At 62.2% G+C, this 17,863-nt stretch carries 16 protein-coding genes, 2 tRNA genes and 1 riboswitch; of the genes, 7 read left to right on the top strand and 11 right to left on the bottom strand.

Features of this window, described 5'->3' with window-relative positions; all coding sequences use genetic code 11:
* Window positions 1–21 precede the first annotated feature (21 nt).
* Window positions 22–909: a 2-dehydro-3-deoxygalactonokinase gene (locus IV89_RS11425; protein WP_051843946.1), complete on the bottom strand. Its 888-nt coding sequence runs from the start codon at window positions 907–909 to the stop codon at window positions 22–24.
* Between the two features lie 172 nt (window positions 910–1,081).
* Here IV89_RS11425 and IV89_RS11420 point away from each other — a divergent pair, with 172 nt between their 5' ends.
* From IV89_RS11420 to panC, 6 genes are all read left to right on the top strand, one after another.
* Window positions 1,082–2,005, top strand: coding sequence for a choline ABC transporter substrate-binding protein (locus IV89_RS11420; protein ID WP_005852512.1), 924 nt, complete (start codon window positions 1,082–1,084; stop codon window positions 2,003–2,005).
* Between the two features lie 84 nt (window positions 2,006–2,089).
* Entirely contained in the window at window positions 2,090–2,923 is an 834-nt protein-coding gene (gene choW / locus IV89_RS11415) for a choline ABC transporter permease subunit (RefSeq protein ID WP_009826591.1), read from the top strand.
* Window positions 2,920–3,960 carry a choline ABC transporter ATP-binding protein gene (choV, locus tag IV89_RS11410; protein WP_037943871.1) on the top strand — a complete coding sequence of 347 codons (1,041 nt, stop codon included), beginning with the start codon at window positions 2,920–2,922 and terminating at the stop codon, window positions 3,958–3,960. Before choW ends, choV begins: the two co-directional genes overlap by 4 nt.
* Window positions 3,961–4,029: 69 nt before the next feature.
* Entirely contained in the window at window positions 4,030–4,971 is a 942-nt protein-coding gene (locus tag IV89_RS11405) for an EamA family transporter (protein ID WP_037943872.1), read from the top strand.
* A gap of 157 nt (window positions 4,972–5,128) precedes the next feature.
* On the top strand, window positions 5,129–5,956 hold the full coding sequence (gene panB, locus IV89_RS11400) for a 3-methyl-2-oxobutanoate hydroxymethyltransferase (RefSeq protein WP_009826594.1): 828 nt from the start codon (window positions 5,129–5,131) through the stop codon (window positions 5,954–5,956).
* Window positions 5,953–6,798, top strand: a complete 846-nt coding sequence (gene panC / locus IV89_RS11395) for a pantoate--beta-alanine ligase (protein ID WP_037943873.1) — start codon at window positions 5,953–5,955, stop codon at window positions 6,796–6,798. The genes panB and panC overlap by 4 nt, the downstream gene beginning before the upstream one ends.
* Window positions 6,799–6,872: 74 nt before the next feature.
* Here panC and IV89_RS11390 read toward each other — a convergent pair whose 3' ends face one another.
* The 6 genes from IV89_RS11390 to IV89_RS11365 all read right to left on the bottom strand — a co-directional run bounded on the left by IV89_RS11390 (window position 6,873) and on the right by IV89_RS11365 (window position 12,996).
* The gene (locus IV89_RS11390; protein ID WP_037943874.1) at window positions 6,873–8,390 is read right to left on the bottom strand and encodes a catalase; all 1,518 of its coding nucleotides are present in this window, start codon (window positions 8,388–8,390) and stop codon (window positions 6,873–6,875) included.
* Between the two features lie 104 nt (window positions 8,391–8,494).
* A complete protein-coding gene (locus IV89_RS11385) occupies window positions 8,495–9,262 on the bottom strand; it encodes an ABC transporter ATP-binding protein (protein ID WP_005852524.1) in 768 nt (255 codons plus the stop codon).
* On the bottom strand, window positions 9,259–10,287 hold the full coding sequence (locus tag IV89_RS11380) for an iron ABC transporter permease (protein WP_235183813.1): 1,029 nt from the start codon (window positions 10,285–10,287) through the stop codon (window positions 9,259–9,261). Before IV89_RS11380 ends, IV89_RS11385 begins: the two co-directional genes overlap by 4 nt.
* A 20-nt stretch (window positions 10,288–10,307) precedes the next feature.
* Window positions 10,308–11,324: an ABC transporter substrate-binding protein gene (locus IV89_RS11375; protein ID WP_037943877.1), complete on the bottom strand. Its 1,017-nt coding sequence runs from the start codon at window positions 11,322–11,324 to the stop codon at window positions 10,308–10,310.
* Window positions 11,325–11,467: 143 nt separating this feature from the next.
* A riboswitch (cobalamin riboswitch) is annotated at window positions 11,468–11,667 on the bottom strand.
* A 122-nt stretch (window positions 11,668–11,789) separates the two neighbouring features.
* A tRNA-Glu gene (locus tag IV89_RS11370) sits at window positions 11,790–11,864 on the bottom strand.
* A gap of 184 nt (window positions 11,865–12,048) precedes the next feature.
* Window positions 12,049–12,996 (bottom strand): SDR family oxidoreductase, encoded by a 948-nt coding sequence (locus tag IV89_RS11365; RefSeq protein WP_037943879.1) that lies wholly within the window; start codon window positions 12,994–12,996, stop codon window positions 12,049–12,051.
* 167 nt (window positions 12,997–13,163) lie between these two features.
* Between IV89_RS11365 and IV89_RS11360 the strand changes: the two genes are divergently transcribed.
* Window positions 13,164–14,060, top strand: a complete 897-nt coding sequence (locus IV89_RS11360) for an AraC family transcriptional regulator (RefSeq protein ID WP_037943880.1) — start codon at window positions 13,164–13,166, stop codon at window positions 14,058–14,060.
* 55 nt (window positions 14,061–14,115) lie between these two features.
* On the opposite strand, the gene IV89_RS11355 is transcribed toward IV89_RS11360, so the two are convergent.
* The 4 genes from IV89_RS11355 to IV89_RS11340 all read right to left on the bottom strand — a co-directional run bounded on the left by IV89_RS11355 (window position 14,116) and on the right by IV89_RS11340 (window position 17,836).
* Window positions 14,116–14,259 carry a zinc-binding dehydrogenase gene (locus IV89_RS11355; protein ID WP_051843948.1) on the bottom strand — a complete coding sequence of 48 codons (144 nt, stop codon included), beginning with the start codon at window positions 14,257–14,259 and terminating at the stop codon, window positions 14,116–14,118.
* 301 nt (window positions 14,260–14,560) lie between these two features.
* Window positions 14,561–14,635, bottom strand: a tRNA-Glu gene (locus tag IV89_RS11350).
* Window positions 14,636–14,710: 75 nt separating this feature from the next.
* Window positions 14,711–16,450 carry a single-stranded-DNA-specific exonuclease RecJ gene (gene recJ / locus IV89_RS11345; RefSeq protein ID WP_037943883.1) on the bottom strand — a complete coding sequence of 580 codons (1,740 nt, stop codon included), beginning with the start codon at window positions 16,448–16,450 and terminating at the stop codon, window positions 14,711–14,713.
* 99 nt (window positions 16,451–16,549) lie between these two features.
* Window positions 16,550–17,836, bottom strand: coding sequence for a homoserine dehydrogenase (locus IV89_RS11340; protein WP_037943885.1), 1,287 nt, complete (start codon window positions 17,834–17,836; stop codon window positions 16,550–16,552).
* Between the last annotated feature and the right edge of the window lie 27 nt (window positions 17,837–17,863).

The raw sequence follows: 17,863 nt of genomic DNA, 5'->3' as shown, positions 1-17,863 counted from the left end.
GTGTATTGCGCGCGCGTCAGATCAACTGGCGCTTGCGTCGGCGCAAAGCTGCAGCCCGGCGCGCACATGGTCGCGGCGCGAGACGTGGCTGGCCGTCAGACCTTGGGCGGCAAGCCCGCGTGCATAGAGCGGGGCGAGGGGGCTGTCGGACAGGATGACCACCTCGCGGCCCAGCCAATAGGCGCGGGCACCGGCCAGCTCTAGCCCGATCAACAAACCCATCAACCGTGACCAGCCTGCGTCCGTCGTCGGGCCGTCTATGGTGGCTTGCGCCGAAATCTCGGCCAGTGCGGTGGCAAAGATTTGCGGGCGAGCCATGACATCATTCACGGCGGCGTCGAAAGTATCCTCATCCAACCCACCACCGAGAACCGCCTTGGATAGCGGGGCTGTAGCGGACAACTGCGCGGCCATCATGGGGGTGAGAAAACTTTGAAAACTGACGACCTCGCTGGCGCTGATGTGGGCCCATGTGGACTGCGCATCAAGGCAACAGATCACCCCGTCAAACTCGGGCGCTGCCTGAAGGTAGCCCGCAATCGCCGTCTCGGCCCCTTGCATGATCTGGGGCGGGCTGGCCTGTTTCAGGCCGGGCACCGCGCGCAGTTCCAGCCGCGGGTCATCAACCTCTAGGGCAAGCACCCCGCCCAAGGGCTCTGCCGGAACGGGGCGCAGGCTGCTGGCGGGCAGGGCGGGCAGCCCCGCGACGATCACCGGCAAGGGCTGTTGGTCCGACAGATAGGGCGACAGCAAATCCGTAAGGGCGGCGACAAAGCCGTCTTCCGCAGGCAAGGCAGCGACCGGCCCGTCGGCCTGCGCTAGCACATCGCCGCGTGAATCATGCACCCACAGATGCATATGCCCATCCGCGACATCGACCCCGATCCACGCGGGGCTTGCACCGCTCACGCGCGGGGGCCTGTGAAGAGGGGAATGGTGAAGTAGGGGGTGCCGATCATGGGGTGTCTCCTTGCCTGAGCCGCGTCTTGTCGCGCGGTCGTGTAGAAATCGGGTTGCATCAAAGCGCGCAATCGCGCTCTATTACGCGATCAACAATAAACATAACGGGAGTTCCTCTGCCATGAAAGTTCTTGCAGCAACCACCGCGCTTACCCTGTCCCTTGCCAGCAGCCTTGCTGCCGCAAGCTGTGACGAGATCACATTTTCCGACGTAGGTTGGACCGACATCACCGCGACCACTGCCGCGACCACCGTCGTGCTGGACGCTTTGGGCTATGAGACAGACGTGAAAATCCTTTCCGTTCCAGTGACCTACACGTCGATGGCCGCAGGCGATGTGGATGTGTTTCTTGGCAACTGGATGCCCACGATGGAGGCGGACATCGCACCCTACCGCGAGGATGGCAGCGTTGACACAGTGCGCGCGAACCTGACTGGCGCGAAGTACACGCTGGCCGTGAATAAAGCCGCCGCTGACATGGGGATCAAGAATTTCGCCGATATCGCCGCCAATGCAGACGCGCTGGACGGTCAGATCTATGGCATCGAGCCGGGCAATGACGGCAACCGCCTGATCCAGTCGATGATCGACGACAACGCCTTTGATCTTGCCGAGTTCGAGGTCAAGGAATCCTCGGAGCAGGGGATGCTGGCACAGGTCAAACGCCTGTCCGCCAAGGGCGAGCCTATCGTCTTCCTTGGTTGGGAACCGCACCCGATGAACGCGAACTTTGATCTGACCTATCTGGAAGGCGGGGACGATTTCTTTGGCCCCGATCTGGGCGGTGCGACCGTGCACACAAACACCCGCGCCGGTTTTGTCGAGGAATGCCCCAACGTGGGCAAGCTGCTGACCAATCTGGAATTCACCCTCGCCATGGAGAACGAGATTATGGGTGCCATTCTGGATGACGGCGAAGAGCCCCGCGATGCGGCGACAGCCTGGATCAAGGCGAACCCTGATGTGCTCGACACATGGCTGGACGGCGTGACCACCGTGGACGGTGGCGACGCGATGGCGGCCGCCAAGACCATCGTCGAGTAATCCACCCTTAGGATGTGAAAAGGGCCTGCCATCGGGCGGGCCCTTTTTGCCATCATCGCATGATACCAGCCTCCGGAGGTTCCCATGAACTGGCTCACCGATAACAAGATCCCGATTGATGACGCCGCAGAGGCGGTTTTTGATTGGCTGCTGATCAACGCGGGTTGGCTGTTCGACGGGCTGGCCGTCGCGATGGAGTGGTTGATTGACGCGATCCTCTGGGTGCTGCAAACGCCACATCCGCTGATCGTTATCGCTGTCTTTGGCGCGTTGACCTGGGCGATCCAGCGCAACTGGAAAACCCCGCTGCTGATCGTGTTGGGGTTTTTGTTCATCCTCAATCAGGATTACTGGGAAGAAACCACCGAAAGCCTGACGCTGGTGCTGTCGGCCTGTGTGGTTTGCATGGGCGTCGGCGTTCCCATCGGCATCGCCGCGGCGCACCGACCGCGCATGTACCGCTATATGGCACCCGTGCTGGACCTGATGCAGACGCTGCCAACCTTCGTCTATCTTATTCCCGCAATTGTCTTTTTCGGCATCGGCATGGTGCCGGGGCTGATCGCGACGGTGATCTTTGTCCTGCCCGCGCCGATCCGGTTGACGCAGCTTGGTATCGCCTCCACCCCCAAGGCACTGCTTGAGGCCGCGCAGGCCTTTGGCGCGAAGCCCAGCCAGACCCTGTGGAAGATCGAACTGCCCTATGCGCTGCCTCAGATCATGACCGGTCTGAACCAGACCATCATGCTGTCGCTTTCGATGGTGGTGATCGCGGCCCTCGTGGGGGCGGATGGCCTTGGCGTGCCGGTGGTGCGCGCGCTTAATCAGGTGAACACGGGGCTTGGCTTTGAATCGGGGCTGATCATCGTCGTGGTCGCCATCATGCTGGACCGGATGCTACGGGTGACACGAAAATGAGCGATCAAATGACCAACCCCGCAAACGCCGTCGAATTCGACAATGTGTCCATCGTCTTTGGCCCGAAACCGGCCAAGGCGTTGCCCTTGATGGATGCCGGACAAGACCGTGCCGAAATCGAGGCCGAGACAGGGCAGATCCTTGGGGTCCATAACTGCACGCTTGATGTCAAACAGGGCGAGATCCTTGTGCTGATGGGCTTGTCCGGCTCTGGCAAATCCACCTTGCTGCGCGCGGTCAACGGGTTGAACCCGTTGGTGCGTGGATCGGTGCGGGTGCATGATGGCGACTGGAGCTGTGACGTCACTGCCAGCTCTGCCGCGGATCTGCGCCGCGTGCGCCGCGAATGTGTGTCGATGGTGTTCCAGCAGTTCGGATTGCTGCCGTGGCGCACGGTGCGCGACAACGTGGCGCTCGGGCTGGAACTGGCCGATGTTCCCAAACGCGAACGACTTGAACGGGCCGAGGCGCAGCTTAGGCTTGTCGGTCTGGCCGATTGGGCCGATCGCAAGGTCAGCGAGCTGTCGGGCGGGATGCAGCAACGTGTGGGGCTGGCCCGCGCCTTTGCCACCGAAGCCCCGATCCTGCTGATGGACGAGCCTTTCTCGGCCCTTGATCCGCTGATCCGCACCCGCCTGCAGGACGAGCTGCTTGATCTGCAACGCGAGTTGAAACGCACGATCATCTTCGTCAGCCATGATCTGGACGAAGCCTTCAAACTGGGCGGGCGCATCGCGATTATGGAGGGCGGGCGCATCGTGCAATGCGGCACCCCGCGTGAGATTTTTTCGAACCCCGCGTCGGACTATGTGGCGGAATTCGTGGCCAATATGAACCCGCTTGGCGTGCTGACGGCCCGCGATGTGATGGGCCCGCCCGCCGCGACATCGGACGGGGCCGTCGCCGCCGAGACGCCGGTGGCCGAGCTGATTGGCAAGATCGGCGATGATGCGCAGGCGATCCCCGTGGTCGAGGACGGAGAGACGATCGGCACCGTGACCGCAGGCAGTATCGTATCGCGTTTGCAGTCCGAATGATGCTTTGACCTCAGGCGCTTGGCGGGTCATCACTACGCCACAGGACCGCGCAGCGCAGGGGATGACAGAATGACGGATCAGGAAAGCTCGGGCCGCCAGAGCAATGCACTTGGCGTGGCGGGCGTGCTTTTTGCGGGCATTGTCTGGGGCACCACCGGCACCGCCGCGACCTTTGCCCCTGACGTGAGTGCTGCGGCGATCGGTGCCGCGGCGATGGGAATCGGCGGCATCGCGCAGGCGCTGCTGGCGCTGCGGGGCATCGCCCATGCGCGTGCGCAACTTTGGCAGCAGCGCGGGTTGCTGCTGCTGGGGGCCTTGGCGGTGATGATCTATCCGCTGGCGTTCTATGGCTCCATGCGGTTGGCGGGGGTGACCATCGGGACCGTTGTCACCATCGGCACCGCGCCCCTGTTTGCCGCGCTGATCGAATATGTGATGGAGCGTTCCTTGCTGACCCTCCGGTGGAGCCTTGGCGCGCTGGCGGGCGTCGCTGGCATGGTGCTGATCTGTCTGGCCGAGGGCGGGCATGGGGCCGTGGGGGGCACCAATGTGCCGCTTGGGGTCGTGCTGGGGCTGCTTGGCGGGTTTACCTATGCGCTTTATAGCTGGACGGCGCGCGCGATGATGCTGCGCGGCCTGCGGTCTTCGGTGGCCATGGGTGCCACCTTTGGACTGGGCGGGCTGATGTTGATGCCTGTGCTGTTGGCGACTGGCGGCCCGCTGCTGGCCTCGTGGGGGAACGCGACGGTCGGGCTTTATATGGCGTTTGTGCCGATGTTTCTGGGCTATATCTGTTTCGGCTACGGGCTGTCGCGGGTGCGGGCGAGTACCGCCACGACCCTGACGCTGATCGAGCCGGTGGTCGCAGCGCTGCTGGCCGTGGTCGTGGTGGGCGAACGCTTGCCCCCCCTTGGCTGGGCCGGCGTGGGGCTGGTTGTGCTTTGCCTGCTGGTGCTGACCGTGCCCACGGGGCGGGGCGCACAGCCAGTGGCTCCGATCCCGCCCAAGTAGTATCGGATTCGACTGACGCAGCGACATGGGTAAAATTCTTGCGCTTTTGCTACCTACATCGCGACGTTTTGGTCTAGAAGCATCGCCAAGCCGCCCCATGCCCCGCCATGGCCCCGATAGATTGCAATGACGACCTTACCAAAAAGGACCGCCACAGATGAGCGCCACAGCCCGCAAGACCGCCCCCATGCCGACGGATATTCTGGCCCGCAAAGGGGGGGCTCCGCTGGTGAGCCTGACCGCCTATACCACGCCGATGGCGCAAGTGATGGATGGCATCTGCGATTTCGTGCTTGTGGGCGATTCAGTGGGGATGGTGCTGCACGGGCTGCCCTCGACGCTTGAGGTCACGATGGAGATGATGATCCTGCACGGTCAAGCGGTGCGGCGCGGGCTGACCCAGTCGATGCTGGTGATCGATATGCCCTTCGGCAGCTACGAGCAAAGCCCGGCCCAAGCCTTTGAGAATGCGGCACGCTTGATGCGCGAAACCGGTGCCGGTGCGGTCAAGCTTGAAGGGGGGGAGGTGATGGAAGACACCATCGCCTTCCTGACCAAACGCGGCATTCCGGTGATGGCGCATATCGGCCTGACGCCGCAGTCGATCCACACGCTTGGCGGGTACAAGGTGCAGGGGCGCGGTGCGGCGGCCACGCAGCTGATGGCCGATGCGCAGGCGGTGACGCGGGCAGGGGCCTTTGCCGTGGTGCTTGAGAAAGTGCCGCAGGCTTTGGCGGACCAGATCACTGAAACGGTCGCCATTCCCACCATCGGCATCGGTGCGTCAGCGCAATGCGACGGGCAAATTCTGGTGGTCGATGACATGCTGGGGCTGTTCACCGCCTTCAAGGCGAAATTCGTAAAACGCTATGCCCATCTGGGCGATGACGCAAAGGCCGCGGTGCAGGCCTATGCCGACGAGGTCACGGCACGATCCTTCCCCGGACCCGAGCATGTATTTTCTGACGAGGTTTCCAAAACATGACACCCGAAATTATCCGCACGCTCGTTGAGCTGCGCAGCAAGGTCGCCGGATGGAAAGCCGCGGGCGAAAGCGTCGCCGTGGTGCCGACCATGGGCGCGCTGCATCAGGGGCACCTGAGCCTCGTCCGGGCCGCAAAAGAGGCGTGCGACCGTGTGATCGTGACGATCTTCATCAACCCCAAGCAATTCAACAACCCTGACGACTACAAAAACTACCCCCGCACCGAGGAAGAGGACGCGCGCAAGCTGATCGCGCTGAAGGCGGATGTCGTCTATGTGCCAGATGGGGAACAGATGTACCCCAATGGTTTCGCGACGACGGTGTCGGTCGAGGGCATCACCCAAGGGCTGTGCGGGGCGCATCGGGCAGGACATTTCGATGGCGTGGCCACCATCGTGACCAAACTCTTTACCCAGTCCCAGGCGGACAAGGCGTTCTTTGGCGAAAAGGATTATCAGCAGCTTCAGGTGGTGACCCGTCTGGCGCGTGATCTGGACCTGCCGATAGAGGTGATCGGCTGCCCCACCATCCGCGAGGAAGACGGTCTGGCCATGTCCTCGCGCAACCTGCTGCTGTCGGATCGCGCCCGCACCTGGGCCCCCGAACTTCACCGCGCGATGGAAGAGATGTCAGAGGGGCTGCTTGCCGGTGGCGATCTGGAAACGCTCCGCGCGGCGGCAGTGTCGCGGGTGGAACGTGCGGGCTTTACGCAGGTGGAATACCTTGACCTGCGGTCTGCTGACCAGTTGGAGCTGATGACCACGCCCGACCGCCCCGCACGTCTATTGGCCGCCGCGTGGCTGGCCGGTGTGCGGCTGATCGACAATATCGCCGTCGGTTAAATCGCTCTGGAATATGCAAAAAAAGCGGGGCCCGCGCAGGCCCCGCTGATCGTTTGGCTTGGAACGGTGCGGTGTTACTTGCCGCCGATGCTGAGGGCAGAGGCCATGCCGGGGGCTTTGGATTCCCCGCCCAGCTTCTCGCGCACACCGGCCTCGATCTTGTCGCCGGTGTCTTTGTCGATATTGCGCCAGTATTCAAAGGCACGGACCAGCACCTTTTCGCTGACACCGTCGCACAAGTGCCCCACCACATTCGACACCAAACGTTCGCGGGCATCGGCGTCCATCACCTCGCGGACGAGCTTGCCGGCTTGGCTCCAATCATCGTCATCAGGGCGCAGGGTATAGGCCTGACGCACCATGTCGCCATCGGAATACCACAGGCCCGCTTCATGCTGATGCGGCTGCGCAGAGGGCCCACCATATGAGTTGGGCGCATATACCGGATCAGACACTTTTTCAGTCCGGCCCGCGCCGTCTTTCGAATAGCTATGGGTCGGCGAGACGGGCTTATTGACCGGAATCTGTTTGTAGTTGACACCCAGCCGCGCGCGGTGCGCGTCCGCGTAGGAAAAACCCCGTGCCAACAGCATCTTGTCTGGCGACAGACCCACGCCTGGCACCATATTGTTCGGCTCGAACGCGGCCTGTTCGATCTCTGTATGGAAATCGGTGGGGTTGCGGTTCAGGGTCAGCTTGCCGACCTCGATCAGCGGGTAGTCCTCGTGCGGCCAGACCTTGGTCAGATCAAACGGGTTGATGCGGTAGGTCTTGGCATCCTCGTAAGGCATGATCTGCCATTTGAGCGTCCAGCTGGGGTAGTTCCCGTCGCGGATGTTGTTGAACAGATCGGCGCGGTGGTAATCGCCGTTGGTCCCCGCCAGCTTGTCGGCTTCGTCTTGGCTAAGGTAGGCATTGCCGTCGCCCTGATCGGTGTGGAAGTGGAACTTGACCCAGAATTTTTCGCCCTCGGCATTGACCAGCGAATAGGTGTGGCTGGAATACCCGTTCATCTCGCGCCAGTTTTTCGGAATGCCACGGTCGCCCATGAGATAGGTCACCTGATGCGCGCTTTCGGGCGAGAGCGTCCAGAAATCCCACTGCATATCGTGGTCGCGCATGTTGTTATCCGCACGGCGCTTCTGGCTGCGGATGAACTGCTGGAACTTGATTGGATCGCGGACAAAGAAGATCGGGGTGTTGTTGCCGACCATGTCAAAGATGCCTTCGTCGGTGTACATCTTTACCGAGAAGCCGCGCGGGTCGCGCCATGTGTCCGGGCTGCCGCGTTCGCCTGCCACGGTCGAAAACCGCATCACCACATCGCATTTCGCGCCGGGCTGGAAGATATTCGCCATCGTGTATTTCGACACGTCTTGCGTCGTCTCGAAGGTGCCAAATGCGCCCGAGCCTTTGGCGTGGGGCTGGCGTTCTGGGATGCGTTCACGGTTAAAATTCGCCATCTGTTCCAGCAGATAGTGGTCATTCAGCACGATCGGGCCATCGGGGCCAACGGTCAGCGAATGTTCATCGCTTTGAACGCGAATGCCGGCGTCTGTGGTTGTGGGAGGGGTTTGCTTCTTGTCGGTCATCTGTAGCTACTCCTTCAGGGTCCACAGGCAAAACCTGTAGCGTGACGGATGGTTCCCGACCAAATGCGTAAGGAGTTGAATAGAAGTGTGGCCGCTTGGCGCGCTTAATGGGTCGCCGTGTGAAAGCGGATCACCTGCGCGTTATCCGCCGGATCGACAAGGAAATGCCCGCAGACGCCAAAGACCTCGCGCAGGAGGGTTTCTGTCATGATCTCGGAGGGGGTGCCGATGGCGCGCAGCTTGCCATCTTGCAAGACGCAAATCCGGTCGCAGAGCGTGGCTTGGTTCAGGTCGTGCAGGGCGATGATCGCCGTTGTCGGCAGGCGCTGGATCAGCTCAAGGATCGAAAGCTGGTGGCGGATATCCAGATGGTTCGTCGGCTCGTCCAGCAGCAGCACTTGCGGCCTTTGGGCCAGTGCACGGGCGATATGAACGCGCTGTTGTTCACCGCCCGACAGCGTGTGCCAGTGGCGGTCGCCAAAGCCCGACAGATCCACATCCGCCAGCGCCTGCGTGACGATGGCGTCGTCCCCTGCGCTCCACCCGCGCAGGGCGGACAGCCATGGGGTGCGGCCCAGTTCAACGGCATGGCGCACGGTGATGCGATCTGCGGTATCGGCGTGTTGTTCGACCAGCGCCAGCCGCTGTGCGATATCGCGCTGGCGCATCTTTGCCAGCGGTGCGCCGTCCAGCTCGACCCGCCCGCGCGAGGGTTTCTGAATACCGGCAAGCATATGCAGCAACGTGGATTTGCCCGACCCGTTCGGCCCGATCAGCCCCAGCTTTTCGCCCGGCCGCAAGGACAGGGACACGTCGTTGACGATGGCGCGGTTGCGCACCCGCCAGCCCAGTTCGTGACAGGACAGAATCATGGCGACGTCCTTTTGCCAATCAGGATCAGTGCAAAGACGGGCGCGCCGACCAAAGCGGTCACCACGCCGATGGGCAGCACTTGGCCCGGTACAATCACTCGCGAAACCACATCGGCAAAGACCAGAAACACCGCCCCCGCCAGTGCGGAAGCTGGCACAAGGATCGCGTGACGATGCCCTACGACGATGCGCATGGCATGGGGAATCACCAGCCCGACAAAGCCGATCGCCCCCACCACCGACACCATCACCGCCGTGACCAGCGCCGCCGTGCCGATCAGCAGCAGCTGCACGCGGCGCACCGGAATGCCCAAGGACGCGGCGCTGTCGCTGCCGAAGGTAAAGGCATCCAGCGCGCGGGCGTGCCACAGACAGGCCAGCAGACCGATCATCGCCGCGGGCAGGGCGCTCAGTACATCGGGCCAGCGCACGCCCGACATATTCCCCAAAAGCCAGAACATGATAGCACGGGCCTGTTCGGCATTGGCCGATTTCGTGATCATCAGCGCGGTCAGGGCGTTGAACATCTGGCTGCCCGCGATACCGGCCAGCACGATCACGCCCGCGGCCCGCAGGCCCACACCGCCCCCTGCCGCCTGCGCCAGCAAGGCGACAAAAGCGAAAGCCACCAGCGCCCCGCTGAACGCACCGATAGACAGCGAGATGGCACCACCCCCCAGCCCGAGGATGGTCACCGCAACAGCGCCCGTGGACGCCCCCGCAGAGATGCCCAGCAGATAGGGATCCGCCAGCGCATTGCGCAGCAGTGCTTGCAACACGACGCCCGACAGCGCCAGACCGGCGCCACAGCACATCGCCACCACGGCCCGCGCCATGCGGTAGTTCCACACGATGCCTTCGTCAATTTTGTCGACCGCATAGCCCGCGTTCAGCGCCTTGTTGGCCAGCACCTTCAGCACCACCAGCGGCGGGATAGAGACCTCGCCGATGGCCGCACCAAACAGCAGTGCGGCCAGCAGCACCGGCGGGATGATCACCCACCAGTGCCACTGCGGCCTGCGCATCACAGAGCGGTCGATTGCGGTCATTCGGCCAGATCGAAACCGGACAGCGCGTCAGCCATCGTTTCCAGCGCATAGATCGCACGCACGGTCGGGTCCATCGCATGGGCGTCCATGGTGATGATGCGGCCCTCTTTCACCGCGGTCATCTCGCGGGCGACGGGGTCGTTCATCAGGAAGGTGCGCTTTTTCTCGATGTCATCCGCAGGGAAGCGGCGACGGTCCATTTTGGCGAGCACGATGAAGGTCGGGTCGGATTTCGCCAGAGTCTCCCATCCGACCAGCGGCCATTCCTCGGCCGAGGTCACGACGTTTTCAACGCCAAGCTTGTCCATCATATAGGCGGGCACACCCTGTTGACCTGCCACATAAGGGTCCGCCGCCATCTCGGAGGACGAGAACCAGAACAGCGCCGAGGTGCCTTGGGGCAGGTTCAGCGATTTGGCTTTCTCGACCGCCTTTGCCTCGCGCGATTGCAGGTCTGCCAGCAGCGTGGCACCGGCGTCTTGCGCGTTGTAGATACGGGCGAGCTCTTCGATGCTGGTATACAGCTGCTGGGTCGTGAACAGTTCAGATCGCGTGCCGTCCGCGCCGACAGAGTTATCCTTGGCCGCGCAATCGGTGGGCATCACATAGGTCGGCACGCCCACCTCGTGAAAGCTGTCGCGGGTGCCGACCATACCTTCGGGGCCGACGTGCCATTCATACATCACGGTGACCAGATCGGGGCGTTTGCCCAAAACGCTTTCAAAGCTGGGGTCGTTATCCGCCAGCCGTTCAATCGCATCGTTTGTCTCTTTGAACTCTGGCAAAACGGGGCTGAACCAGACAGAGGTTCCCGCGATCCGGTCCTGCTGGCCCAGCAGATACAGGATCTCTGTCGTGGATTGTCCGATGGTCACGGTGGTCTGGGGTGCCGCGTCAAAGCTGAGCGTGTGGCCGCAGTTGTCGATGGTCAGCGGATAGTCTGTCTCTGCGCCAAGCGCGGTGCTGCCCGCAAGGCTCGCAATCAGGGTCAGGCTGGAAAAAACTGGTTTCATATCAAGGGCTCCGGTTGGTCCGATGCCGGGGTCTTTGAATAGAAAGAGAAGGGGCCAGCCAAACGGCGCGCGGGCGCATTTTGGTCTGCGCGTGTGGTAAGATCCGGTCCCATCATCATCCTCTCCCGAGCAACCCCGCCCGGTGTTTCAGGTTCAGTGTCGGCAGGTCTCCTGACTGACGGATCGCGGCTGTCCCCGCCTTCCCGGACCTTGAGGCCCAGTGGCATGATGGAGGTAGCTCACCGTCTACAGTTGCGGGGGCAGTTCCGGTTCATCCACACCAAAGCGCGGATGGCGAATTCCCTATTATTTCCCGAAGGAAACCGACCCGGTTTCGATGACAGTTGTCCGCCCACCCGTCAAGTTGCGTTTTTGCGGTCGTCATCGCGGGGCAAAGGCAAATAACGCAGGCCACAGTTCCGCAGAACGGGCGAGAGGCAAATAACAAACGGATGGAAAACCAAGTGGCAGCCCGTAGGGGAGTCGAACCCCTCTTTTCAGGTTGAAAACCTGACGTCCTAACCGATAGACGAACGGGCCACTTAACTTGTGAGCGCTTCTTTAGGCAAAGCCATCGGCGGGCGCAAGTGCAAGCCGCATGAGAAAGCGGGGAAATACGGCAAAAAAATCACAGATCTTGGTGCCGTGTTTCAAGGGGCGAATGGCGAGAGGGGATCGTCGCGTGAAACGCGCGCCGCGCGCGGGATGCGGGCGCGCGTTTCCCTTAGATTTCCCAGTGAAAACCCGTCGCTTTTTCGGAGACGGTCCAGAGTTTCTCCATCACGGGTTTGTCGTAGGCATGGGGGTTCAGCGTGCCTTTGCCAACGGGCCCTCCGGTTTGCAGCCATCCGGTCGGGCCATAAAGCGCCCGCTGTGCCAACCCGTCTTCGGTCGCGCACATAACCTCGGGATACGCGCCTTTTTCGGCGGATTGCACCATTGGCGTCTTGCTCATCATCCACCAGGTGACCCTTGTGAAAAGCCCGCCGCTTGTGCTGATCAGCGAGGTCGCCGACGCGCCGGGGTGACAGACGTATACCTCAACGCGGCTGTCGGTGGCTTTCAGCCGGTCCTGAAGCTCATAGGCGAACATCATCTGCGCCAGCTTGCTTTGGCTGTAGACCGCGTTGGCGCTATAATTCTTGTCCCAGTTCATATCGTCGAACTGGATCGTCTTGATCCCCATGTTGTACCCGAGGCTGGACACCACAACGATCCGGCCCGCACTTTCCTGAATGCGATCAAACAGCATCCCGCACAGCAGGAAGTGTCCATAGTGGTTGGTGCCAAGCTGGCTTTCGAACCCGTCAACGGTCAGTTGCTGTGTCGGCACCTGCGCGATGGCAGCGTTGCAGATCAGCGCGTCAATCCGGGGAACAGTGCGTTTCACCTCCTCCGCCGCGGCGCGCACGCTGGCCAGATCAGACAGATCCATCCGCACAAAGCTCACCTCGGCGTTAGGACCGAACGCGTCCTTGAGCGTTTTGACCGCTGCGATGGATTTGTCGGCGTTGCGGTTCAGCATGACGACTTTTGCCCCCTTGGACAGCAGCATGCGCGTGGCCTGAAAGCCCGCACCGGCGGTCGTGCCGGTGATGAGATATGTTTTCCCCTTGAGCGATCCAAGGCGATCAGGTGTCCAGCCTTTGGGTCCGAAAGTCGTGTCCTTCATCGTCATGTTCCTTTTCGATGTCAGCGCGGCAGCGATGCGCGCTGTGTTTGGTGTTGAAGGGTAAATAGCTCTCGGCTGGCTCTCAAAACAGGCGAGATCGTCGCGAATACTTGCCTGATTGTATCACGCGCTTGCGAAAGGCGGATGTGACGCAGTAGATTGCCCTCATGAGCAAAGACCAGATCAGACAGCTAATTCAGAACAACGCGACCCAAGAGGGGCTGACGGGAACCGGCATTGACGGGGTGCGCCTGTTTCGGGCCACACAGGCGATTCCTTGCGTGCCGGCGGTCTATGAACCCAGCGTTATTGCTATCGTCAGCGGGGCGAAAGAGGCCGTGCTGGACGGGCACAGGTACATCTATGACGACAGCCGATATATGTGCTGCCCGATGTCGATGCCGGTGAAGGCGGGCACGCCGACCGCCTCTGCCGAAAGCCCGCTCTACGGGGTTATCATTTCGCTCGATAAGCGGATGATGACAGAACTGTCGATGGAGATGGAAAATACCGGCAATGTGATTCCCGAGGTCAAAGGCGGTTTGCGCGCGCAGGGGATCAGGCTGGCCGCTTGGGATGATGCCTTTGCCGACGCGCTACTGCGTTTGCTGCAATTGGGTGGCAATCCGGCGGATACGGCGATCCTTGGCGAGGCACGGCTGCGCGAGCTTTATTACGCGATCCTGAAGGGGGAGGCAGGGCGCTTTGCCAGACAGGCCTTCGGCGCAGGCAATGCGATTGCACGGTCGATCGCGCATGTATCCTCTCACCTGGACGCACCGATCTCTATCGATGATATGGCGTCCCGCGCCGGGATGAGCCGCGCCGCCTTTCACCGCAAGTTCAAGCAGGTGACGACGATGGCCCCGATCCAGTTTGTCAAATCCATGCGGCTCAACAATGCGGCGATGAAGATCGCAGGCGGCATGTCCGTGAACGAAGCGGCGGTCGATGTGGGATACGTCAGCCCGTCGCAATTCAGTCGCGAATTCAGGCGGATGTACGGGCAATCCCCGCGCCAATGGGGGGATGCCCAGCAGTTTCCGGTTGAAATGGGCCAATAAGGGGCTGCCATCGTCTGTATGTTGGCAGCGCCTTTTCACAAGTCTGGTGCTATGATCAGACGTCTACGACCACCTTGCCGATGGCTTGCCCGCTGGTCAGGCGGTCATAGGCCCCGCCCACCGTATCAAGGCCGAATCTCTGGTCATCAAGCAAGGGCTTCAGCGCCCCTGCGTCCACAATCTCTGCCAGTTTGGTCAGCTCGGCGGCCTCGAACGTCGCGTCGCCACCCTAGGCGGTAAGGGTCATGGCTTTCATGGTGGTCATCCTCGGGTGTGCCTGATGCCCACCTAAAGACTGCCGTGATTTATGTAATTGACCTGATTTTGAGCTCAGTTTTCTGATTACGGATGTAATAGGCGAGCAGCAAACCGCCGTCAGAGACCTCAGGGCTTAGCCGTCCAGCCCGCCGCGCGAGATCAAACAGCGCAGACACAACGGCAAACACATCTCGCCCAGGATCATGGCGCATGGTCTTCATAATGTCGGGTAAGGGTACAAGTGGCAGCCCGTAGGGGAGTCGAACCCCTCTTTTCAGGTTGAAAACCTGACGTCCTAACCGATAGACGAACGGGCCACTTAGCTTGTGAGCGCTTCTCTAAGGAATGCGGCGCAGGCGCGCAAGCAGAAATCGAAAGAAAATGAAAAATTTTTACGCAGGTGCCGCATCTTCCAGACGCAGCTGCACCGACTGTCGGCCGCGCCAGGTATTGATGTCCAGACGGCCCGCCAGATGGAACCGTGCACCACCGTGGTTTTCCAGTGCAGGGCCAAGCGGGCCGTCAAATGCACCAAAGGCGATGGCGTCCATTTTGGTGTTGTTGCCGTCGCCGAAACTGATCTTGAGGTGGCTTTCACCCACCCGCTTGGCAAACCGGATCTGCATGTCGGCAAAGGCATATCGCGGGGCAGGGGCACCGGCCCCGAAGGGGCCTGCCTGTTCCACCTGCTGCGCCAATTCCACCGTCGCGGCGGCGGGCATCAACATGCCGTCCAGCTTCAGGTCTGCGGCGCCGGCCAGATGCGCGCCCTGCTTGGCCAGTAGCTCTGACAGCCGCGCCATGGCGGCGTCCAGCTTGTCTTCGGCCACGGTCAGCCCGGCGGCCATTTTATGTCCGCCGCCCTTGATCAGCAGCCCCTCGGCCGCCAGCCGCTGGATCGGCGCGCCCAGATCAATCCCCGAGACAGAGCGGCCAGAGCCTTTGCCGATGCCATCCTCGAACCCGATCACGATCGACGGCCGGTTCGACGCCTCTTTCAAACGCGAGGCGACGATGCCCACCACGCCCGGATGCCAGCCCGCGCCCGAGGCCCAGACCAAAGGCGCGTCAAAGCCGCGGGCCTCTGCCTGATCCAGCGCGGCGGCGCGAACGGCGGTTTCAACATCGCGGCGCTCGGTGTTCAGCAGATCCAGCTTTTCGGCAAGCGACTGCGCCTCATGGGGATCATCGCAGGCCAGTAGCCTTGCCCCCAGATCCGCTTGCCCGATGCGCCCGCCCGCGTTGATCCGCGGGCCAAGCAGAAACCCAAGATGATAGGCCGCCGGGGCCGTATCCATCCGCGCCACATCGGCCAAGGCGGCAAGCCCCAATCTGTCGCGCCGCGCCATGACGCGTAGCCCCTGACGTACAAAGGCGCGGTTCACGCCGATCAACGGGGCGACATCGGCCACCGTGGCCAGCCCCACCAGATCCAGCAGCGCCATCAGGTCAGGCCCGTGTGCGCCCGCTTCGCGCAGTTGGCGCCCTGCCTCGACCAGCATCAAGAACACCACTGCCGCGGCACAAAGATGCGCCAAGGCACCGTCTTCATCCTGCCGGTTGGGGTTCACCACGGCCAAGGCGTCGGGCAGGGTTTCTCCGCCCAGGTGGTGGTCCAGAATAACGACATCCGCCCCGACCGCCGCGGCCACCGGCCCATGGGACAACGTCCCGCAGTCAACGCAGACGATCAGATCATGGGCCGCGGCCAGTTCGGCCATTGCGGCGTCATTGGGGCCATATCCTTCGTCGATCCGGTCCGGTACATAAAGCGTCGCGGCGCAGCCCATCTCGCGCAGCCAGACCAGCAGCAGCGCGGCAGAGCTGCCACCATCCACGTCATAATCCGCGAAAACGGCAATCCGCTGACCCGCTTTGACCGCGGAAAGAAAACGCGTCGCGGCTTTCTCCATGTCGCGCAGGGATCGCGGGTCAGGCAGCAGATCGCGCAACGACGGTGCAAGAAACGCCTCGGCCTCTTCCGCCGCCACACCGCGCCGCGCCAGCACCTGACACAGGGCCAGCGGCAGGCTGGTCTGCTGCACCAGAACTTCGGTCGCGCGTTCCACCTCGACACCGGGGCCCACCCAGCGACGTCCCGTCAAAGACGCATCAACACCTAGAAAGCTCATGCATCTCCCCCTTCCAAATGGTCAAAAATCCTCGCCGAAGGCATCCGTCCCATCCTCCCCACAATGGGCAGGGCAGGGGCGCGGCCGCGCCCCTCGGGGTTACAGATCCTCGATCCGTAGCGCCACGGGATCGCTTGCCAGCACACCGGTTTTCGCCATCGCGGCCAGAGCCTCGTCCAGCGCGGTGCGGCTGCATTTATGGGTGACGATCAAGACGGGTGCCTGATCGCTGCGGTGTTCGGTCTGGCGCATGCGGTCGATGCTGATGCCGGCCTCGCCCAGAACGGTGGCGACTTTGGCCAGGGCACCGGGTTTGTCCAGCAGCCCCATGCGCAGATAGAAGGCGGCGGGGCGCTGCGACAGGGCCGCGGTGGCCGAGGCGAGCGTTGCCGCCTTCTGGCCAAAGACCGGGCCATGCCAGCCACGCGCGATATCGCAGATGTCCGACAATACGGCGCTGGCGGTGGGGCCTTCGCCCGCACCGGGGCCGCGCAGGACGATCTGCCCGATCGCATCGCCTTCCAGCACGATCATATTGGTCCCGCCCGCGAGTTGCCCCAGCGGAGAGCTGTCGGGCACAAGGCAGGGCTGCATGCGCTGTTCCAGCCCGCGGCCGGTCATTTGCGCGACGCCGAGAAGCTTGATCTTGTATCCCATATTCGCGGCAGCCTGAATGTCGTCGATGCTGACGCGCTGGATGCCTTCGATCTCGATCCCGTCGAAATCCACCTGTGTGCCAAAGGCGATCGAGGACAGGATCGCCAGCTTATGCGCCGCGTCAATCCCGCCGACATCAAGGTTCGGGTCCGCTTCAAGATAGCCAAGCGCCTCGGCCTCCTCGAACAGGGAGTTATAGCCGTTGCCGGTCTCTTCCATGCGGGTCAGGATATAGTTGCAGGTGCCGTTCATCACGCCCATGACGCGGGTGATCACGTTCCCGGCAAGGCTTTCTGTCAGCGCCTTGATCACGGGGATGCCCCCGGCCACGGCAGCTTCATAGCGGATCAGGCAGCCCGCGGCTTCGGCTTGTTCGGCCAGCGCCTGACCGTGGATCGCCAGCAGCGCCTTGTTGGCAGTGACCACATCCTTGCCCGAGGCGAGCGCGGCTTCGGTCGCGTCCTTGGCGGGGCCTTCGTCGCCGCCCATCAGTTCGACAAAGACATCCACATCATCACGTTTTGCCAGTGCGACGGGATCATCTTCCCACGCGTAGCCCGACAATGTGACACCGCGGTCCTTGTCGCGGCTGCGGGCAGAGACGGCGGTGATGGTGACGGGGCGACCGGTGCGGGCCTCGATCAAGGCAGCCTGCTTGCGGATGATCCGCACCACGCCAACCCCAACGGTGCCCAATCCGGCAATCCCAAGACGAAGCGGTTGTGACATGGTGCAATCCTTTTGGTGGTGCGCGGC

Origin of the sequence: Sulfitobacter sp. CB2047 (assembly GCF_000735125.2) — a bacterium.
Lineage (GTDB): Bacteria > Pseudomonadota > Alphaproteobacteria > Rhodobacterales > Rhodobacteraceae > Sulfitobacter > Sulfitobacter pontiacus.
Note: the sequence above shows the minus strand (reverse complement) of the source record. Positions and strands in the feature narration are given on the sequence as shown.

Bases quoted from the DNA above. Each gene is read 5' to 3' on its own strand.
- IV89_RS11420 (WP_005852512.1), top strand. From the start codon at position 1,082: ATGAAAGTTCTTGCAGCAACCACCGCGCTTACCCTGTCCCTTGCCAGC.
- recJ (WP_037943883.1), bottom strand. From the start codon at position 16,450: ATGAGCTTTCTAGGTGTTGATGCGTCTTTGACGGGACGTCGCTGGGTG.
- IV89_RS11380 (WP_235183813.1), bottom strand. From the start codon at position 10,287: ATGCGCAGGCCGCAGTGGCACTGGTGGGTGATCATCCCGCCGGTGCTG.
- IV89_RS11365 (WP_037943879.1), bottom strand. From the start codon at position 12,996: ATGAAGGACACGACTTTCGGACCCAAAGGCTGGACACCTGATCGCCTT.
- IV89_RS11375 (WP_037943877.1), bottom strand. From the start codon at position 11,324: ATGAAACCAGTTTTTTCCAGCCTGACCCTGATTGCGAGCCTTGCGGGC.
- panC (WP_037943873.1), top strand. From the start codon at position 5,953: ATGACACCCGAAATTATCCGCACGCTCGTTGAGCTGCGCAGCAAGGTC.
- IV89_RS11405 (WP_037943872.1), top strand. From the start codon at position 4,030: ATGACGGATCAGGAAAGCTCGGGCCGCCAGAGCAATGCACTTGGCGTG.
- IV89_RS11390 (WP_037943874.1), bottom strand. From the start codon at position 8,390: ATGACCGACAAGAAGCAAACCCCTCCCACAACCACAGACGCCGGCATT.
- choV (WP_037943871.1), top strand. From the start codon at position 2,920: ATGAGCGATCAAATGACCAACCCCGCAAACGCCGTCGAATTCGACAAT.
- IV89_RS11385 (WP_005852524.1), bottom strand. From the start codon at position 9,262: ATGATTCTGTCCTGTCACGAACTGGGCTGGCGGGTGCGCAACCGCGCC.
- IV89_RS11340 (WP_037943885.1), bottom strand. From the start codon at position 17,836: ATGTCACAACCGCTTCGTCTTGGGATTGCCGGATTGGGCACCGTTGGG.
- IV89_RS11360 (WP_037943880.1), top strand. From the start codon at position 13,164: ATGAGCAAAGACCAGATCAGACAGCTAATTCAGAACAACGCGACCCAA.
- choW (WP_009826591.1), top strand. From the start codon at position 2,090: ATGAACTGGCTCACCGATAACAAGATCCCGATTGATGACGCCGCAGAG.
- panB (WP_009826594.1), top strand. From the start codon at position 5,129: ATGAGCGCCACAGCCCGCAAGACCGCCCCCATGCCGACGGATATTCTG.